This window comes from Pseudomonas sp. BIOMIG1BAC, from assembly GCF_001705995.2.
GTDB lineage: Bacteria > Pseudomonadota > Gammaproteobacteria > Pseudomonadales > Pseudomonadaceae > Aquipseudomonas > Aquipseudomonas sessilinigenes.
The window spans coordinates 5,069,456-5,086,829 of record NZ_CP049045.1 but is presented as its reverse complement, the minus strand read 5'-3'; the positions used below and the strand labels follow the sequence as shown (position 1 = coordinate 5,086,829).

General features: G+C 65.0%; 10 protein-coding genes and 1 pseudogene. 6 read left to right on the top strand and 5 right to left on the bottom strand.

Features of this window, described 5'->3' with window-relative positions:
- Window positions 1-13: 13 nt before the first annotated feature.
- Both ATY02_RS23545 and ATY02_RS23540 read right to left on the bottom strand, forming a co-directional pair.
- The gene (locus ATY02_RS23545; protein WP_068581196.1) at window positions 14-1,360 is read right to left on the bottom strand and encodes an OprD family outer membrane porin; all 1,347 of its coding nucleotides are present in this window, start codon (window positions 1,358-1,360) and stop codon (window positions 14-16) included.
- 92 nt (window positions 1,361-1,452) lie between these two features.
- Window positions 1,453-2,698, bottom strand: a pseudogene (locus ATY02_RS23540) (MFS transporter).
- On the opposite strand from ATY02_RS23540, the gene ATY02_RS36695 reads away from it, so the two are divergent.
- The gene (locus ATY02_RS36695) at window positions 2,645-2,773 is read left to right on the top strand and encodes a hypothetical protein (RefSeq protein ID WP_416220704.1); all 129 of its coding nucleotides are present in this window, start codon (window positions 2,645-2,647) and stop codon (window positions 2,771-2,773) included. The pseudogene ATY02_RS23540 and the gene ATY02_RS36695 overlap by 54 nt on opposite strands.
- Before the next feature lie 120 nt (window positions 2,774-2,893).
- Here the strand turns inward: ATY02_RS36695 and ATY02_RS23535 are convergent, their stop codons facing one another.
- Complete coding sequence (locus tag ATY02_RS23535; RefSeq protein WP_068581199.1) at window positions 2,894-4,288, bottom strand: amidase; 1,395 nt, start codon at window positions 4,286-4,288, stop codon at window positions 2,894-2,896.
- A 218-nt stretch (window positions 4,289-4,506) separates the two neighbouring features.
- On the bottom strand, window positions 4,507-4,791 hold the full coding sequence (locus ATY02_RS23530) for a hypothetical protein (RefSeq protein WP_068581203.1): 285 nt from the start codon (window positions 4,789-4,791) through the stop codon (window positions 4,507-4,509).
- Between the two features lie 159 nt (window positions 4,792-4,950).
- Between ATY02_RS23530 and ATY02_RS23525 the strand changes: the two genes are divergently transcribed.
- Window positions 4,951-7,581: an MGH1-like glycoside hydrolase domain-containing protein gene (locus tag ATY02_RS23525; RefSeq protein ID WP_068605616.1), complete on the top strand. Its 2,631-nt coding sequence runs from the start codon at window positions 4,951-4,953 to the stop codon at window positions 7,579-7,581.
- A gap of 49 nt (window positions 7,582-7,630) precedes the next feature.
- On the opposite strand, the gene ATY02_RS23520 is transcribed toward ATY02_RS23525, so the two are convergent.
- The gene (locus ATY02_RS23520; RefSeq protein ID WP_068581469.1) at window positions 7,631-9,349 is read right to left on the bottom strand and encodes a hydrogenase maturation protein; all 1,719 of its coding nucleotides are present in this window, start codon (window positions 9,347-9,349) and stop codon (window positions 7,631-7,633) included.
- 301 nt (window positions 9,350-9,650) lie between these two features.
- Here ATY02_RS23520 and ATY02_RS23515 point away from each other — a divergent pair, with 301 nt between their 5' ends.
- From ATY02_RS23515 to ATY02_RS23500, 4 genes are all read left to right on the top strand, one after another.
- Window positions 9,651-10,163 carry a sigma-70 family RNA polymerase sigma factor gene (locus ATY02_RS23515; RefSeq protein WP_068581466.1) on the top strand — a complete coding sequence of 171 codons (513 nt, stop codon included), beginning with the start codon at window positions 9,651-9,653 and terminating at the stop codon, window positions 10,161-10,163.
- Window positions 10,160-11,125, top strand: coding sequence for a FecR domain-containing protein (locus tag ATY02_RS23510; RefSeq protein WP_068581464.1), 966 nt, complete (start codon window positions 10,160-10,162; stop codon window positions 11,123-11,125). The genes ATY02_RS23515 and ATY02_RS23510 overlap by 4 nt, the downstream gene beginning before the upstream one ends.
- A gap of 93 nt (window positions 11,126-11,218) precedes the next feature.
- Window positions 11,219-14,155 carry a TonB-dependent receptor gene (locus ATY02_RS23505; protein ID WP_068581461.1) on the top strand — a complete coding sequence of 979 codons (2,937 nt, stop codon included), beginning with the start codon at window positions 11,219-11,221 and terminating at the stop codon, window positions 14,153-14,155.
- 236 nt (window positions 14,156-14,391) lie between these two features.
- Complete coding sequence (locus ATY02_RS23500; protein ID WP_141698234.1) at window positions 14,392-17,292, top strand: TonB-dependent receptor; 2,901 nt, start codon at window positions 14,392-14,394, stop codon at window positions 17,290-17,292.
- The last annotated feature ends 82 nt before the right edge of the window (window positions 17,293-17,374 follow it).

The following is a 17,374-nucleotide window of genomic DNA, read 5'->3' as shown; positions in this document are numbered from 1 at the left end:
GGCGGTCGCGGTTCTAGAACAGGTTGAACGGAAAGTTGCCCACCAGGCGCAGCTCGTCGTAGCTGCCGTCGATCTGCCCACCGCTGGCGCGATGGTTGTAGACGATGGTTCGCAGTACCGCGTCCTTGAACCTGCCGGACTGCACCACATAGGCCAGCGTCAGGCCGTTTTCGTCATGCTGGGCGCCGTCCAGGCCACGCACGTTGTAGCCTCGGTTGCGAGCGTTGCGGTCGCCACGGTAGTGCGTGCCGTCGATGTTCCAGCCCTTGGCATGCCACAGGCTGGCGCTCAGGCCTGGTACGCCGAAGGCTGCCAGGTCCAGGTCGTAGCGCAGTTGCCAGGATTTCTCGTTGGGGCCGTTGTAGTCCGAGTACAACGAGTTGGCCATGTAGTTGCCAGTGGACTCCCACACATAGTCGAAGTACTCGTCGCCGAACACCTGCTGCCAGGCCAGGGTCAGGCCGTGGGCCTGGTGGCTGGCGGTCAGTGCGAGGCTGAAGGCGTCGTTGGCGATGTAGCCCAGGCGCTGCTGGCCCTGGTCCCGGGTGTGGTAGTAGTTGAATGCGGTCTTCAATGCCAGGTGGCTCTTATCGCCAGCGCGCTGGGTCAGCCCCAGGTAGTACTGGTCCCACATATTTTCGAAGCGCGAGGCATAGAGACTGCCTTCCAGGCCCAGCCCTGGCTTGAGTGTTGCCCCCAGGTAGCTGATGCGCTCGCCACTGTAGGCTCGATTGCCGAACGTGGTGGTCAAGCGTTCGCTGCCGGTGCCGGTCCGTGGGATTGCCCGGTCGAAGCTGCCGGCTTGCAGCGCCAGCCAGCCGGTTTCATTGCTGTACAGGCCCACGCCCTGGAAACTCGAAGGCAGGGCACGGTTGTCCTTGTAGCGCAGCACCGGGTTGTCGGTCATCAGGCGTCCGGCCTTGAGTTCGGTATTGGACAGGCGCAGGCGTACATCGCCGATACCCAGGCGGCTCCAGGTCGGCAAAGCATCACCGGCACTGTCCACCAGCACCCGATCACCGCCATTGGCTACCCGGCCGTGGCCGCGTTCCAGGTTGACCGCGCTGAACAGCCCGGCGTCGACACCGAAGCCGACCAGGCCCTGGGTGTAGCCCGAGCTGTACTTGAGCATGCCGGTCTGGACCCAGGTCTGTCGGGTACGGGTGCGCTCGATACCCTCGGCTTTCTTGATCCCAAGGTAGGTATCACGCCGGGTGTGCTGGTTGGAGTAGTAGTGACGCAGGTTCAGATCCAGGTGGCTGCCCTCGAGGAATCCCGGGGCTTGGGCCTGTGGGTTGTCCTGGGCCCAGGAGGGCGCGCTGGCGAACAGGGCCAGGCTGCAGAGTGCGAAGGGTTTCATGTGGCTTCCCTGAAAACGAAGGCGATGTCGGGCCGTCCGTGACCGCCAGGGCGGCACGGTAGCGAAAAGATCGTCAAGTGCAAAGCGGTCGGTTAGCGGGCTCGTGCCAGCCCTGCTTCCGGGTTGTCGCGCCCTGGAGTTTCGGGGCGGGTTTCCTTGGCGAACCAGGCCGCTGCCAGGCAGACCAGGTTGGCCAGCAACAGGTAGCCCACGGGGGACATGGGGTTGCCGGTGGTGCCGATCAGCCAGGTGATGATGATCTGCGCCGTGCCGCCGAAAGCCGCCACGCCGAAGGCGTAGACAATGGAGAAACCCGTGGAGCGCACGGCCTTGGGGAAACTCTCCACCAAGAGCACGATCAACGCCGCGCCACTCATGCCATGTAGGCCCGATAGCACGGCCAGGGCGGTGAGAAAGGTGATGGGGCTGGGGTGTTCGGTCATCAGTTGCAGGGCCGGGAACAGCACCAGTAGCAGCACTACCCTGGGGGCCATGAGGATGGTGCGCCGGCCGTAGCGGTCGCAGAGCATGCCACCGGCGATGGCGCACACCGCCACCGCCGCTCCGGCCACCAGGGTGGAGAGCATCGAGATGCTGGTGGGCAGCTTCAGCTCGGTGAGGGCGAAGGTGGTCATGTAGTTGATGAAGTATTGGGTGATGGTGCTCCCGGAGAGAATCAGCAAGCCCAGTACCAGTGCCCGGCGATGGGCACCGAAGACCTGGCGCACCAGGCTGCCGGTACTGGCCTGTTCGCCCTGGCCATGGAAGGTCTCCGCCAGGTTGCGCCGGATATAGATGCCGATCGGCAGCACCAGCAGGCCGAACACGAAGGGCACGCGCCAGCCCCAGCGGTTGAGGTCTTCGGCGGACAGCAGCTGGGTCAGGATATATATAGCCCACGGTGCCGGCGGCCATGGCGGCGACACCCTGGGCCACCACTTGCCAGCAGGCATAGGTGCCACGCTTGTGTGCCGGTGCGGCTTCGAGAATGTAGGTGGTGGCCGGGCCGGCCTCGCCACCCCAGGCCAGGCCCTGGATCAACCGAGTGAGCACCAGCAGGATCGGCGCGGCGATCCCGATACTCTCGTAGCCCGGCAGGATGGCGATGCTGCCGGTGCCTATGGCCATCATCACCAGGGTCAGCAGCATGGCGGGCTTGCGCCCGACGCGGTCGGCATAGGCACCGATCAGCACCGCCCCCAGGGGACGCACGATAAAACCGACGCCAAAGGCCGTGACCGACAGCAGCAGGCTGACGAAGGCGCTGTCGGAGGGAAAGAAGGTATGCCCGATCATCACCGCGAAGGTGGCGTAGACCCCGAAGTCGAAGAATTCCACGGCATTGCCGAGGATCACCGCGAACACGCTGCGCTTGCCTCCCGGTGCATTCGGCGCTGGCGCATCATGGGGTAGGGAATGGGTGTGGTGGTGACTGTGCATACTGGCCCCTCGAATTTTTATTCATAGGTTGCCCAGGCTCCGGGCGGCAAGGCCCGGGGCTTGGGGTGAAGGTGGCAGTTACGGCTTGGCTGGTCAGTGCGACGGCGGGCTTGGCCAACGGTGGATCGCTCCACGCCAGCTCTCGTAGGTCTTGGCCACTTGCAGCAGCCATTGGTCGGCAAAGCGCGGGGCGATCATCTGCAAGCCGATGGGCAAGCCATCGGCACTCAAGCCACAGTTGATCGACAGCGCCGGTTGTTCGCCCATGTTCCAGGGCAGGGTGAAGACGATGTGTTCGAATGGCCGTTGCGGATCGTTGCTCGGCGATGGCCAGTGGGCGGGAAAGCTGTTGACCTGGTTGGTGGGCGACAGCACCAGGTCGAACTCGCTGAATACCTGTGCTGCGCGACGGCGCATCTCGAACGTCTGGTTGAAGCCTTGTACGGCCTCGACCCCGGACAGGTCGGCTCCAGGGGCGGCCCACTCGCGGATGTAGGGCAGCACCTTGGCGAACTGCTCGCTGCCCAGGGCCGAGAGTTCGGCCCACTGCCGGGCGCGCCAGAAGCGGTCCAGGCCATCCAGCAATGGCCGGTCCATGATCGGCGCCAGGGCTTGTACCCGGGCACCGTGGCTTTCGAACAGGCGTGCGGCACGTTCCACAGCCTCGCAGACAAAACCCTCGGGTTGCAGGCCGGCACCGGGTTGCAGCATCAGCCCGATCTTCAGGCCATTGACCGAGAGCGGTTGCTCGCTCCAGTCGCTGGTCAGCGGCGGCAGGCTGGTGGCATCGCGGGCATCGGGCCGTGCCAGGTGGCGCATCAGCAGGATCGTATCCTCGACGCTACGAGTCATCGGTCCGGCACAGCGCCCGATGTAGTAAGGGTCGATGGGAATTCGCCCGAGGGTCGGCTTGAAGCCCACCAGGCCGCACCAGGCCGCTGGCAGGCGTATCGAGCCGCCGATGTCGGTGCCGATGTGCAGTGGGCCATAACCGGCCGCTGCGGCAGCGCCGGCTCCGGAACTGGAGCCACCGGTATTGCGCTCCAGGTTCCAGGGGTTGCGGGTGAGGCCGTGGAAGCTCGACAACCCCGAGGACAACATGCCGAAATCCGGCACCGTGGTCTTGGCCAGGATGATCGCCCCGGCCTCTCGCATGCGTGCCGCTGGCGGTGCATCCTGGGTTGCCGGCGTGAGGGCGGTGGCAGCGCAGCCCAGGGGAATCGGTGTGCCGCGGGTGGCGATCAGTTCCTTGATTGTCACCGGTATCCCGTCCAGCGGGCCGCAGGGGGTGCCCTTGTTCCAACGCTCGGTGGCAGCCCTGGCCTGCTGGCGCACCTGCTCCGGGTCGAAGGCGTAGAGCGCACGGATATGGGGCTCCCAGGCATCGATATGGGCCAGCAGATGGTCATAGTAGTCCAGGGGAGACAACGTGCGGTTGGCGAACAACGCCAGCAGTTGGGCGGCTTGGAGCTCGTGCAGATCAGTCATCGAACGCATCCTTGTGTCGGGCGTCAGGTGGGTTGCCGATGAACCGACTGTAGTCGCTCCTCCCGGCTCCAACCATCACAAAGGACGCAGTGTGGCGTTGCGTTTTTGTGTGCACTCGATGCGGGTCCGCACGCTCGGCGAGCGTTCGGGGCATGGCCTTGCGCGCCTGTACGCGCAGGCCGTCTCGCCGCGGCGCCAGGGACCGAGGTCAAGCCGCGTCAGTTGAAGCCGATCGTGGTGCTTTGGCGGGTTTCGCGATCGTGCAATTGATCGATATTGGTCTCATAGGTGCATTGCCCGCTGCACTTGTGTTCGTAGCTCACCGAGGGCTTGAACTGCAGTTGGAGCTTATGGGTGTCGGGCTCGGGGGCCTGGGGCCTGGTGCTGCTGGGCGCCGCCAGTTCAGGCTCGGGGTAGCGCAGGTCGAGGCTCGCGGACTGGGCCGCAAGGGACAGGGTCGCGAGCAGCAACCCCGGGAGCATTGTTTTGCGATTGAACATCATGGGTTACGCACTGCCATACAAAAGGTTGCCGATTATAACGAACCAGCCGACGCCGATTTAACCCAAAAGATCCGCAGGCCTGCATGAAGTATTTGTCACCGACTCGGCCAGCGCCTGCTTCTACACTGCCACTGACTCCCGTGGCCAAGGACATTGCCCATGCCGACACGATCCGCAGCGAGCATTCTCGATACCCTTGAGGGCCAGCGCCTGCGTGGGCCGGCGGCCGAGCAGTGGCGTCAGTGGGGGCCGTACCTGAGTGAACGGCAATGGGGCACGGTGCGCGAGGACTACAGCGCCGATGGTGAGGCCTGGACGTACTTCCCCCACGACCACGCCCGCAGCCGCGCCTATCGCTGGGGTGAGGATGGCCTGGCCGGTTTCTCCGACAAGGACCAGCACTGGTGCCTGGGCCTGGCGCTGTGGAACGAGCAGGACAGTATCCTCAAGGAGCGCCTGTTCGGCCTGGACAACGCCGAGGGCAATCACGGCGAGGACGTCAAGGAGCTGTATTTCTACCTCGACGGGGTGCCCAGCCATGCCTACATGCGCATGCTCTACAAGTACCCACAGCGCTCCTTTCCCTATGCCGACCTGGTGGCGGAGAACGCCCGTCGTGGCTTGGCCGACGCCGAGTACGAGATCCTCGACACCGGTGTCTTCGAAGATGATCGCTATTTCGATGTGATCGTGGAGTATGCCAAGCACACCGCCGATGACCTGTTCATGCGGGTCACGGTACACAACCGCTACCACCAGCCGGCACGCCTGCGGGTCTTGCCCCAGGTCTGGGCGCGCAACGACTGGAGCTGGGGCGCAGGGACCCGGCCCAGCTTGCGCCTTGCGGGCGAGCGGTTGCTGGCCCAGCACCCCAGGCTGGCCGAGCGCGAAGTCAGCGCCTGGGGCGCGGGGCCCTGCCAGTGGCTGTTCTGCCACAACCAGAGCAACTTCCCCCGGCTCGATGGCCTGGCCTCTCCGGGGCCGTTCAAGGACGGTATCAACGATTACCTGGTGGACGGCCAGGCCACGGCTGTGAGCTTCGACTCCGGAACCAAGGCCGCTGCTCACTTCACCCTGGAATTGGCCGGTGGCGAAACGCACAGCCTGTACCTGCGCTTCGCCCCGGTGGACTGCGAACAGGTCAACGCTCGCAGCCTGTTCGAGCAGCGTCGACGTGAGGCCGACGAGTTCTATGGTGCCTTGCAGCAAGGCATCGCCGATCCGGATGCGCGCAACGTGCAGCGCCAGGCCCTGGCCGGGCTGTTGTGGTCCAAGCAGCTGTACTACTTCGACGTCAACCAGTGGCTCGACGGCGACCCCGGGCAGCCGGCGCCGCCGGCCCAGCGCCTGCATCTGCGCAACAGCCATTGGCGGCACCTGGCCAATGCCGACATCGTCAGCATGCCCGATACCTGGGAGTACCCCTGGTACGCCTCCTGGGACCTGGGTTTCCAGGCGGTGGCCTTCGCCCTGATCGACCCAGGCTTCGCCAAGCAGCAACTGTTGCTGCTGGTGAAGGACCGCTTCATGCACCCCAACGGCCAGTTGCCGGCCTATGAGTGGCGCTTCGACGATGCCAACCCGCCAGTGCATGCCTGGGCCTGCTGGCGGGTCTACCAGCAGGAGAAGACCCTCACCGGCGAGGGCGACATGGACTTTCTCGAACGGGTCCTGCACAAGCTGCTGCTGAACTTTTCCTGGTGGGTCAATCGCAAGGATGCCGAGGGTCGCAACCTGTTCCAGGGCGGCTTTCTCGGCCTGGACAACATCGCCTTGTTCGACCGTTCGGCGCCGCTGCCCGAGGGATTCAGCCTCGACCAGGCCGATGGCACCGCCTGGGTCGCGGCCTACGCCCTGGACCTGATGCGCATGGCCCTGGAACTGGCCCGACGCAATGCGGTGTACGTGGATATCGCGGTGAAGTTCTTCGAGCATTTCCTGTACATCGCCGGAGCCATCAACCGGGTGGACGACGGTACCGAGGGCCTGTGGGACGAGGAGGACCGGTTTTTCTACGATGTCCTGCACAGGCCCGACGGGCGCAGCGAGCCATTGCGCCTGCGTTCCATCGTCGGCCTGATGCCCTTGTTCGCGGTGCAGGTGCTGGAACAGCACGAACACGAATGCCTGCCGGGCCTGGCCCAGCGCTTGCTGGGTTTCTTGCACCACAGGCCGGACCTCGCCAGCCTGGTATCGCGCTGGTACGAGCCAGGCAAGGGCAATCGCTTGCTGCTGGCATTGCTGCGGGGCGAGCGCACCAAGGACCTGCTCAAGCGCATGCTCGACGAAGACGAGTTTCTCAGCGAGTTCGGCATCCGTTCCTTGTCCAAGGCCTTCGAGCGACCCTTCGCCATGCAGGTCGATGGCAAGCAATTGTGTGCCCGCTATGAGCCGGCCGAGTCCGGCTCGCGACTCTACGGTGGCAACTCCAACTGGCGCGGGCCGTTGTGGATGCCGATCAACTACATGCTGATCGAATCCCTGCGCGAGCTGCATCGTTACTACGACGTCAATTTCTCGGTGGAGTACCCCCGGGGTTCCGGTTACCTGGCGTCCCTGCAGGAGGTGGCCGACAGCCTGGGCCAGCGCTTGACCCGCCTGTTTCTCATGGATGAGGAGGGGCGCAGGCCGTCGATGAGCGGTTATGCGCAGTTGCAGGGCGATGCCCGGGATCGCGAGCTGGTGTTGTTCCATGAGTATTTTCATGGCGACAACGGGCGTGGGCTGGGGGCCAGCCACCAGACCGGCTGGACTGCATTGGTGGCGCTGTTGTTGCAGCCGGGGAACTGAAGCCGTCGCCCGGCGAGCCGGACGACGATTCAGGAAGGGGACGGTCGGCTTAGCCTACCAGGGCGATGTCCTGGGGCTTGGCCCAATTCTCGATCAGGCGCTCAGGGGTGCAGCAGGCCTTGCGCTTGTACACGAAGTTGCGGCACTTCTGGGCGAAACCCTTGCGGTTCTGCACCATGTCCATGTGCATTTCCTCAAGCTCGGCATTGCGGCAGTGCTGCATCAGTTGTGGGTCGGCATCGAGCTTGCGTTGGCGCAGGTGCTGGTAGCGCGGGTCGCTGAGCACGCTGTTGGCCCGTTGCAGCAACCACAGGCCGAACTCATCCGGGCAGCGTGGGCCGATCTCCTGGACCATGCCCATTTGCAGGGCCTGGAGGGCGCTGATGGGCAGGCAGGCCTCGGTCAACTGGCGGGCCAGCAACTGGCCAACGGCACGGGGCAGGCTGTAGGTCCAGTATTCGGAACCGAACAGGCCCATGCTCTTGTAATGCGGGTTGTACACCGTGTCGGCCCGGGCCAGGACCACATCGGCGGCCAGGGCCATCATCAAGCCGCCGGCCCCGGCGTTGCCGGTCAGGCCACTGACCACCAACTGGCGGGCGGTCAGCAGTTCGCGACAGACATCGTCGATGGCCTGGATGTTGGCCCAGGCTTCCAGGCCCGGCTCGGGAGCCGCCTGGATCACGTTCAGGTGCACACCGTTGCAAAAGGCCCCGCGCCCGCCACGCACCAGCAGTACCTGGGTGTCGCGGGCCTTGGCCCATTGCAGGGCGCTGACCAGGCGCTGGCACTGTTCGGTGCTCATGGCGCCGTTGTAGAACTCGAAGGTCAGCTCGCCGACCTTGCCGGATTCGCGATAACGGATCGGTTGGTAGGCCTCGGTGCTGAACGGGCTGCTGGCCACCGACCAGTCCAGCACCGGTACCTGGGCCAGGCGCTCGCCGAGCACATGCCGCGCCGGGCGCTTGAAGGTTTCTTCGCCGCTCTGGGGCTTGAGCCGCAGGGAGCCGATCCACAGGCTGCTGTCGCCGCAGGCTACCAGCACCGCGTCGTCGTGCACTGCGAGCAGTTCCCCCGGGGTGCCGGTGCGCGGGTCCAGGTGCGCGTCGTACACGTAGTATTGGCCGCCGGCCAGGCTGGCCAGGACTCCAGGCTGGCCATCGGCGGCATCGATGCTGCGCTTGATGAACTGGGCACAGTCATGCCAGCTGAAGGTGCGGTCCGCCTGCTTCATGTTCGGTTGCAGGCGACCGAGCACCGAGGGCTTGTCATAGTCCAGCGGCTCGGGGGTATGGCCATTGCGGAATTTCTCCACCACATCGCGGATGCAGTGGATCGCCGCATCGCTCACCGGGCCGTTGTACAGCTCGGACTTGCGCATCCCGGCTGGCAGGTTGAATTCGTGGGTGGCCCAGATCGGCCCGGCGTCCATTTCCTCCACGGCCTGCAGGGCGGTGACGCCCCAGCGCTTGAGCTCCTTGCTGATGGCCCAGTCCAGGGCGCTGGCACCCCGGTCGCCGACGATGCCCGGGTGAATGATCACCACCGGGCGCTTGGGGTTGCTCCACAGCTGCTGGGGTACCCGGTCCTTGAGGAAGGGGCAGATTACCAGGTCGGCGCCGGCTTCCTCGATCTGCCGGCAGACTTCCTCTTCGCTGGTGAACAACACCACGCTCGGGCGGTGGCCTGCCTGGCGCAGGTCGAGCCACGCACGTTGGGTCAGGCCATTGAAGGCGGTGGATAGCAGGATGATCTTCAGTGATCGCATGAGCTGGCTCTTCCGTGAGTGACAAGGTGGCGGGCGGTTCCCAATGAGCCGTCCTTGGCCGTGATGGAGGCGCAAGAGTAGGGGCGTGCGACGGGGTGGCTGCTGACCGAGATCAATCAAGCGAGAGGCAAGGAGCAGCGTCTGCTGAATGGCTTATTCCTTTTTGTTACTTTTATTTAATTTTTAATTACTTCCATAAGGATTCCGCGCTGTTGCACAGTCGCTTCCTCATTTTGTGCCGGGGCTGATCCGGCAGTGTCGTTGGCATGCGAGGCGCGAGCGCCTTTCGAGGGAGCAAGGCATGGGGGCGAATCCGAACCCGCATTACCCGCTGGTCGGGCAGATGTTCAAAAGGGACTATCAATGGCTTTGCGCTTGCGTCGCCAGGGCCCTGGGATGTCATCACAGCGCCCAGGACATCGCCTCGGAGACCTTCGTGCGCATCCTGGCGCTGCCCGACCCTACGGTCATCCGTGAGCCACGGGCGCTGCTGACCACCATCGCCCGGCGCCTGGTCTATGAGGGCTGGCGCCGCCAGGACCTGGAGCGGGCCTATCTGGAGAGCCTGGCGCTGGCGCCCGCTCCCGTGCACCCGTCGCCCGAAGAACGGGCGTTGCTGATCGAGGCGCTGTTGGCCGTGGACCAGTTGCTCAACGGTTTGTCGGCCAAGGCCAAGGCGGCGTTTCTCTATCACCAGCTGGACGGCCTGACCTATGTCGAGATCGGCGCGCTGCTGGGGGTGTCCACCAGCCGGGTGCAGCAGTACATGGCCGAGGCGTTCAAGCGCTGCTACCTGGCATTGGTGGAGGCATGAGTCGCTCGCGGATCGACCCGGCGGTGGTGGACGAGGCCGCCCAGTGGATGGCCCTGTTGCAGTCGGGCCAGATGAGCGCGGTGCAAGCCGAGGCGTTCGCCGCCTGGCGCAGCGCCGACCCTGAGCATGAGCAGGTCATCGGCCTGATGGGCGGCGGGTTCGCGGCCCTGCAGCACAATGCCCTGCGCCAACTGAGCCGCGACAGCCTGCTGCACAGCCTCAATGCCCCCTCGAGCCGGCGGCGCTTCATCGGCAGCAGCCTGGGCCTGCTGGGCGTGGCGTTGGCGGCGGGGCTACTGGGGCGCCAACTGGATGGGTGGCGGCCTGCCGGCGCGCTGTACACCGGCGTGGGCGAGCGCCGCAGCCTGAGGCTCGACGACGGCAGTGGGCTGGTGCTCGATGCCTGTACCCGGGTGGTGGCGCATTTCGACCAGGGCCAGCGCCAACTGGAGCTGTGCAGTGGTGAGTTGCAGGTGGACGTAGCCAGGGACCCGTCGCGGCCGTTCGTGGTGCAGACCGTGCATGGCCGCATGCGTGCCCTGGGCACTCGCTTCCTGGTGCGCCGCGACGAAGCCTCGACCCAATTGGTGATGCTGCATTCCCAGGTGGAGGTGCTGACGGCCAATGGCACGCGGCAGGTGGCGACGGCGGGGCAGAGCCTGCGTTTCGACGGCCAGGGCTTGTTGGCCCTGGAGGCGGCCAAGGGCTATGAAAGCGCCTGGACCCAGGGCCTGCTGGAGGCGCGCGATCGGCCGCTGGGAGAAATCGTCGAGCAGTTGCGCCGATACCGGCGCGGCATCCTGCGGGTCGATCCCGAGGTCGCCGACTTGCGCCTGAGCGGCCTCTATCCGCTGGACGAAAGCGATCGCACCCTGCAACTGCTGGAGCGCTCGCTGCCGATCCGGGTGCGTTACCACAGCCCCTACTGGGTCAGCATCGAGCCACGCCAAGGCGGGTTATAAGCTCATAGCCCCTTGGCCTAACCCGCGCCCTATAAAAAGACGCCTACCGCTGCTCATTCCCTGCAACTGCATTCAACAGGGAAGGGCTTCGGGATGTCTTCACAGAACTGTTTCAACCGTCCGTTCCGGCACCTGTGCCGATTGTCGCTGGCCGTGGCCCTGGGCATTGCCGGTTGTCCGGCGCCGCTTCTGGCCCAGGAGCCGGTGGGCGGGATCTTATCCTTCGATATCGCCAAGGGGCCGCTGGACCAGGTGCTGCTGGACATCTCGCGCCAGAGCGGGGTGCCGATCTCCTTCCGCCAGGACCTGGTGCAAGGCAAGCAGGGGCCGGCTATCCATGGCGCTCTGGATGCCCGGCAGGCGCTGGAGCGGGCGTTGCAGGGCAGCGGCCTGGAAGTCGAGGCCAGCGAGCAGGGCCTGGTGCTGCGTCCGGCGGCAACCACACCCGCCCCGGTGGTGAGCCGGGCCAGTAGCTCCGCCAGTGCCAGCGAACCGAGGCTATCGAAGGTCACGGTCACCGGCTCGCGCATTGCCCGGGCGCAGACCGACGGCGCGACTCCAGTCACCGTGATCACCCAGCAGGAGATGGAGGCCCGGGGTTACCGCAATGTCTACGACGCCCTGGCGACCCAGACCCAGAACACTGGCATGACCCAGGGCGAGGACTATGGCAACACCTGGCAACCGGCGGCCAGCGCCCTCAACCTGCGTGGCCTGGGGCCCAACCATACGTTGGTGCTGATCAACGGCCGGCGAGTGGCGGACTATCCGATCGCCTATGGCGGCCAGGTCAACTTCACCAACCTGGCCAATATCCCTTCGGCGGTCATCGAACGTATCGAGATCCTCAGCAGCGGGGCTTCGGCGGTCTACGGCTCGGACGCCATCGCCGGGGTGGTCAACATCATCCTCAAGAAGAAGATCGACGGCATCGACCTCAACCTGCGCGGTGGCACCAGCGAGCGTGGTGGTGGCGACAATCAGCGCCTGCAACTGAGCGGTGGCGGCAGTTGGGGCGATTTCGACGGCCTGTTCGGCCTGGAACTGACTCGGCGCGAACCGATCTGGGCCGACGACCGCGGGTTCATGAGCAGCAGCCCGGCGGTGGACGTCGGCTACCGGCGCAATCTCGAGACCGGCCGTTACCTGGGCCCCGGGTGCGGCGCCTACCAGGGCACTTTCGGTAATCACCTGAGCGGTAGTGGCGGGCGCTGCACCACTGACCAGATGTACAACGACTACTGGACCTTGCAGACCCAGAAGGAAAACTACGATGGCTACACCCGCGGCACCTGGCACTTCAGCGATAGCGGGCAGTTGTACGCCGACCTGATGTACGGCCTGGACCATATCCAGAACAACACCCGCGGCCCGACCTTTACCTCCCCGGATTTCATCAACGCCAACACCGGTAACCTGGAGCGTTGGTTCCGGCGTTTCTCCGAGGAGGAGATCGGTGGGCGTACCAGCAACAACAGCAAATGGCGCGAGACCTCCTGGACCGGCACCCTGGGCTTGTCCGACCAGCTTGGTGACAGCGGCTGGAGCTACGAGCTGGCGGCCAACCGTTCCGAGTACCGCAGCGTGCGCAGCACCCGTTATCGGCCGTTGTCGACCATCCGCGATTTCTACCTGGGCCCGCAGCTGGGTACCCAGGATGGACACCCAGTGTTCGCTCCGGACCCGGCGCGCCTGGACCGGCCCCTGACTCCCGACGAGTGGCGCCAGTTCCGCCGCAACCAGACCGAGACCAGCCGCTCGGTGTCGCAGACCTACAACGCCTCGATCAACGGCGACCTGTTCGACTTGCCCGCTGGGCCAGTGGGGTTTGCCGGGGTGCTGGAGATGGGCAAGCAGCAGTACCGCACAGATCCTGATTCGGCACTCAACGACGGAGTGTTCTATGGCGCTGCGCCGGCCCAGAGTTCCGGTGGTTCGCGCAAGCGCTACGCCCTGGGCGGCGAGTTCAGCGTGCCGGTCACCGATAGCGTGCTGGCGTCCCTGGCCGGACGCTGGGACCAGTACAAGTTCGCCGATCGCAGCGAACAGCAGAAGACCTATAACCTGGGCCTGGAGTGGCGTCCGCTGACCAGCCTGCTGGTACGCGGCAGCTATGGCGCCAGCTTTCGTGCGCCGGACCTGAACTACATCTACCAGGCCGACAGCAACGGCTACTACCCGGACCAGATCGACTACTACGGCTGCAGCAAGGGTGTGGAGGGCGCCTGTGATCGCGGGCGGGTGGACTATGTACAGAGTGGTACCAGCGACCTGAAGTCCGAGCGCGGTAAATCCTGGACCTATGGCCTGGTGTGGTCGCCGTCGCGCAACTTCGATGTTTCCGCCGACTACTGGCGCGTGCAGATCGACGACTTGCTGACGAGCGTGGATCAGAACCGCCTGTTGCAGGAAGAAAATGCCTGCCGCAGCGGCGCCCAGGACATCAACTCGGCCAGTTGCCAGGCAGTGCTGGCACGGGTCCAGCGCAACCCCGGCAATGCCGCGGTGGACCCCAACAAGCTGCAGCAGGTGCGGGTCAATGCCATCAACGCTGCCAGCGAGCGGGTCAGCGGCCTGGATCTCAAGAGCAACATTCGCTGGGGCGCTGGCGACTACGGGGCGTTCAGTTCGACCCTGGGCTACACCCTGGTGCTTTCGCATTACTACAAGGAGTCCGACCAGGCCACGACCCTGGATTTGCGCTCCGACCGCAGCAACCATGACTGGCGCAGCAAGGCCAACGCCAGCCTGACCTGGGACTATGAGCACTACAGCACGACCCTGATGGGCATTCGCTACGGCAGCGTCACCAATGGCAACGGCGATGGCCGGCTGTCGCCCTGGACGGTGTTCAACGCCAGCGCCCGCTACAAGATCAACGACCGCGCCAGCCTCGGCCTGACCGTCAACAACCTGCTCAACCAGTACAAGCACGACGATTCCGGCGGTTGGCCCTATTACCCCACGGGCAACTACGACGCCTACGGGCGCCAATGGTGGCTGGACCTGAGCTACCACTTCGGCAGTTGAACCCCCGTGGCCCTGCGGGCCATGCGCAGCCTGCGGCAGCGGCTACACCAGCGGCGGTTCTTGTAGCCGCTGCCGAGCTGGCGAGGCTGCGCCAAGGTCCGCAGGACCTTCAGCGCTGGGGCGAGCGGTGCATCCCGGCGGGTATAAGGTCAGCTCCCAACGGTCTAAACCGGGCCTATAAAAAAACTCTGGCCATTGCACATCCCTGCATAAACCTAACGCAGGGATGGTTATCCATGAGTCTGTCTGTACCCCGTAAATCCCCCTTGAGCCTGGCCTTGCTGCTGTCTCTGCAGGTTGTTCCAGCCTGGGCCGCCAGCGAGTCGTTCGACCTGCCCGCCGGTCCGCTGGACCAGACGCTGCTGGGTATCTCGCGCCAGAGCGGCTTGCCGATCTCTTTTTCCCAGGCGCTGGTGGCCGGGCATTCCGCCCCGGCGATCAAGGGCCAGCTAAGCCATAGCCAGGCCCTGGCCCTGGCGTTGCAAGGCACTGGCCTGAAGGACGAAGAGGGCACCCAGGGCGTGGTGATCAGCGCCGCAGCGACCCCGGCTGCCAGCGTGGCCCCGGCGACCTTCGCCGAGCCCACCACCCAGTTACAGCGGGTCGAAGTCACCGGCTCGGCGATCCGCCGGGTCGATGCCGAGACCGCGGTGCCGGTCACCGTGCTGCGGGTCGAGAAGCTGCGCGAGCAGGGCGTGACCAGCACCGAGGAGTTGATCAACCGTATTTCCGCCAACCAGTCCTCGGTGGGCTCCGGGCGTTCGGTGGGCTCCAGCAGCGGCGGCGCGGCCTTTGCCGACCTGCGCGGCATCGGTCCGAACAAGACCCTGGTGCTGCTCAATGGCCGGCGCCTGAGCAACAACGCCACCAGCTCCAGCAACGGTTCCGGGGTGGACCTGAACACCATTCCCTTTGCCGCCATCGACCGGGTCGAGGTCCTGCGTGACGGTGCCTCGGCGCTGTACGGCACCGATGCCATCGGCGGGGTGATCAACTTCATCACCAAGACCAGCCTCACCACCGGCCAAGTCAGCACCAGCTACGACACCCCGACCCATTCAGGCGGTGGCCAGAGCAAGAACTTCAGCGGCAGCTGGGGTTTCGGCGACCTGGAGGAAGATCGCTTCAATGTCTTTGGCGTGGTCAGCCACGATAAGCAGGAGCGCCTGGCGGCCAAGGATCGTGGCTACACCTACAACTACCAGCCCGGTCGCGGCCTGGACTACACCTCCGGCACGGCCTACCCGGCGAACTGGACCCAGGGCGGCAACGCCACCAATCCCCTGGCCGGTTCCGGCTGCAACGCCCCGGGGCTGCTGTCGCGCAATGGCATCTGCCGGCAGAGCCTGTGGAGCTACCTGGACCTGGTGCCGGAAACCGAGAAGACCTCGGCCTTCGCCAAGGCCACCGGCAAACTGGGCGATGAACATAACGTCAGCCTGGAATACTTCTGGGCACGCAACCAGAACCGTACCCAGATCGGCCCCGGCACCTTGATGGGCAACCAGATCAACCCGGGTACCGCGTTCTATCCGGGCAATGGCATCACCCCCGGCCCCAGCGATTTTGTCCTCGACCCCTCGCAACCGGTCTCGGTGAACTGGCGTGAAGCCCCGGTCGGCGCTCGTCGGCATGAAGACGACAACAGCAACCAACGCTTGCTGCTGAGCTTCGACGGCAACGTGGCCGGCTGGGACTACAACCTGGGCGCGGCCTACAACCAGAACAAGGTGACCAACACCATCCGCAGCGGTTATGTGAGCGACCTGGCGGTGCGCCAAGGGATCGCCAACGGGGTGATCAACCCCTTTGGGCCGCAGACCAGCGCAGGCCAAGCCTTGCTGGCGGCCAATACGGTAAGCGGCGACTACGGCACCGCTGTGGGCCGGGTCAAGTCCATCGACGGACGTGCCAGCCGCGAGATCGGCGACTGGTTCGGTGCGGGGTCGGCCGGCCTGGCCCTGGGTGGCGAGTACCGCAAGGAGGATTTCCATCAGGATTTCGCGGCCTTTGCCGGTGACTTGCAGAACCTGGGGGTCGATCCCAATGGTGCAGTGACGGGTGATCGCAGCGTGCAGGCCCAGTACGCCGAGCTCAACGTACCGGTGCTCGACAGCCTGGAGCTGTCGGCCGCGGTGCGCCATGACAAGTACAGCGACTTTGGCAGCACCACCAACCCCAAGTATTCGTTCCGTTTCCAGCCGTTTCGCGAGTTGGTGGTTCGCGGTGCCTATAGCGAAGGTTTCCGAGCACCTTCGTTGTACGAGTTGTACAACCCGAGCTATACCACCTTCACCAACGCCAACTACAACGATCCGGTGCTGTGCGCCGGTGGCAATCCGAGCAATGGCGGGATCGCCAACCGCGACTGCGCCCAGCAGTTCAACCGCAGCTCTGGTGGCAACCGCAACCTCAAGCCCGAGACCGCGCGCAACGTGACCCTGGGTTTCGTCTACCAGCCCTTCGAGCGCCTGACCACCGGGCTGGACTTCTGGTGGATCGACATCGCCAACCAGATCGCCGAGTTCCCCGAGTCCTCGCCGTTCGAGAATCCCGGCTTGTATCCCGATCGCCTGGTACGCAAGGCCGATGGCTCCATCGACCATGTGGTCACCGGCCTGTCCAACCTGGGCAAGCTCAAGACCGAAGGGGTGGACGTCAACTTCGACTATCGCCTGCCGGCCCTGGCCTGGGGCCAGTTCGGCGTGGCGCTGCAAGGTACCTACGTCAACCGCTACGAGTACCAGCAAGAGCTCAAGGGCGCCTTCATCGACAAGCTGGGGGATTTTCGCGGCGGTGATTTTTCCTCCGCCGGTGCAGTGGCACGCTGGCGCCACAGCCTGACCGCGACCTGGAACCAGGGGCCGCTGGGCGCCAGCCTGACCAACCGCTACACCAGCGGCTATCACGATTCGGACCCCAGCACCCATCACAGCGTCGGCGCCTACAGCGTCTGGGACCTGGCAGGCACCTACACCTGGCGCAAATCCCTGGCCGTCACCCTGGGGGTGAAGAACCTGCTGGATCGCGAGCCGCCATTCAGCAACCAGACCTACACCTTCCAGAGCGGCTACGACCCGCGCTACTCGGATCCCTTCGGGCGGACCTTGTATACCCGGCTCAGCTACAGCTTCTGAACCGAGCGGAAACAGCAGTCCGAAGGTTTTTTAGTAACCAATGGATCTAGACCCCGCTCTATAAAAAGGCCGGCCTGATTGC

What these genes read in the sequence shown, in the direction of transcription:
- ATY02_RS23545 (WP_068581196.1), bottom strand. Translation starts at nt 1,360, where the DNA reads ATGAAACCCTTCGCACTCTGCAGCCTGGCCCTGTTCGCCAGCGCGCCC.
- ATY02_RS36695 (WP_416220704.1), top strand. Translation starts at nt 2,645, where the DNA reads ATGCCCGATCATCACCGCGAAGGTGGCGTAGACCCCGAAGTCGAAGAA.
- ATY02_RS23535 (WP_068581199.1), bottom strand. Translation starts at nt 4,288, where the DNA reads ATGACTGATCTGCACGAGCTCCAAGCCGCCCAACTGCTGGCGTTGTTC.
- ATY02_RS23530 (WP_068581203.1), bottom strand. Translation starts at nt 4,791, where the DNA reads ATGATGTTCAATCGCAAAACAATGCTCCCGGGGTTGCTGCTCGCGACC.
- ATY02_RS23525 (WP_068605616.1), top strand. Translation starts at nt 4,951, where the DNA reads ATGCCGACACGATCCGCAGCGAGCATTCTCGATACCCTTGAGGGCCAG.
- ATY02_RS23520 (WP_068581469.1), bottom strand. Translation starts at nt 9,349, where the DNA reads ATGCGATCACTGAAGATCATCCTGCTATCCACCGCCTTCAATGGCCTG.
- ATY02_RS23515 (WP_068581466.1), top strand. Translation starts at nt 9,651, where the DNA reads ATGGGGGCGAATCCGAACCCGCATTACCCGCTGGTCGGGCAGATGTTC.
- ATY02_RS23510 (WP_068581464.1), top strand. Translation starts at nt 10,160, where the DNA reads ATGAGTCGCTCGCGGATCGACCCGGCGGTGGTGGACGAGGCCGCCCAG.
- ATY02_RS23505 (WP_068581461.1), top strand. Translation starts at nt 11,219, where the DNA reads ATGTCTTCACAGAACTGTTTCAACCGTCCGTTCCGGCACCTGTGCCGA.
- ATY02_RS23500 (WP_141698234.1), top strand. Translation starts at nt 14,392, where the DNA reads ATGAGTCTGTCTGTACCCCGTAAATCCCCCTTGAGCCTGGCCTTGCTG.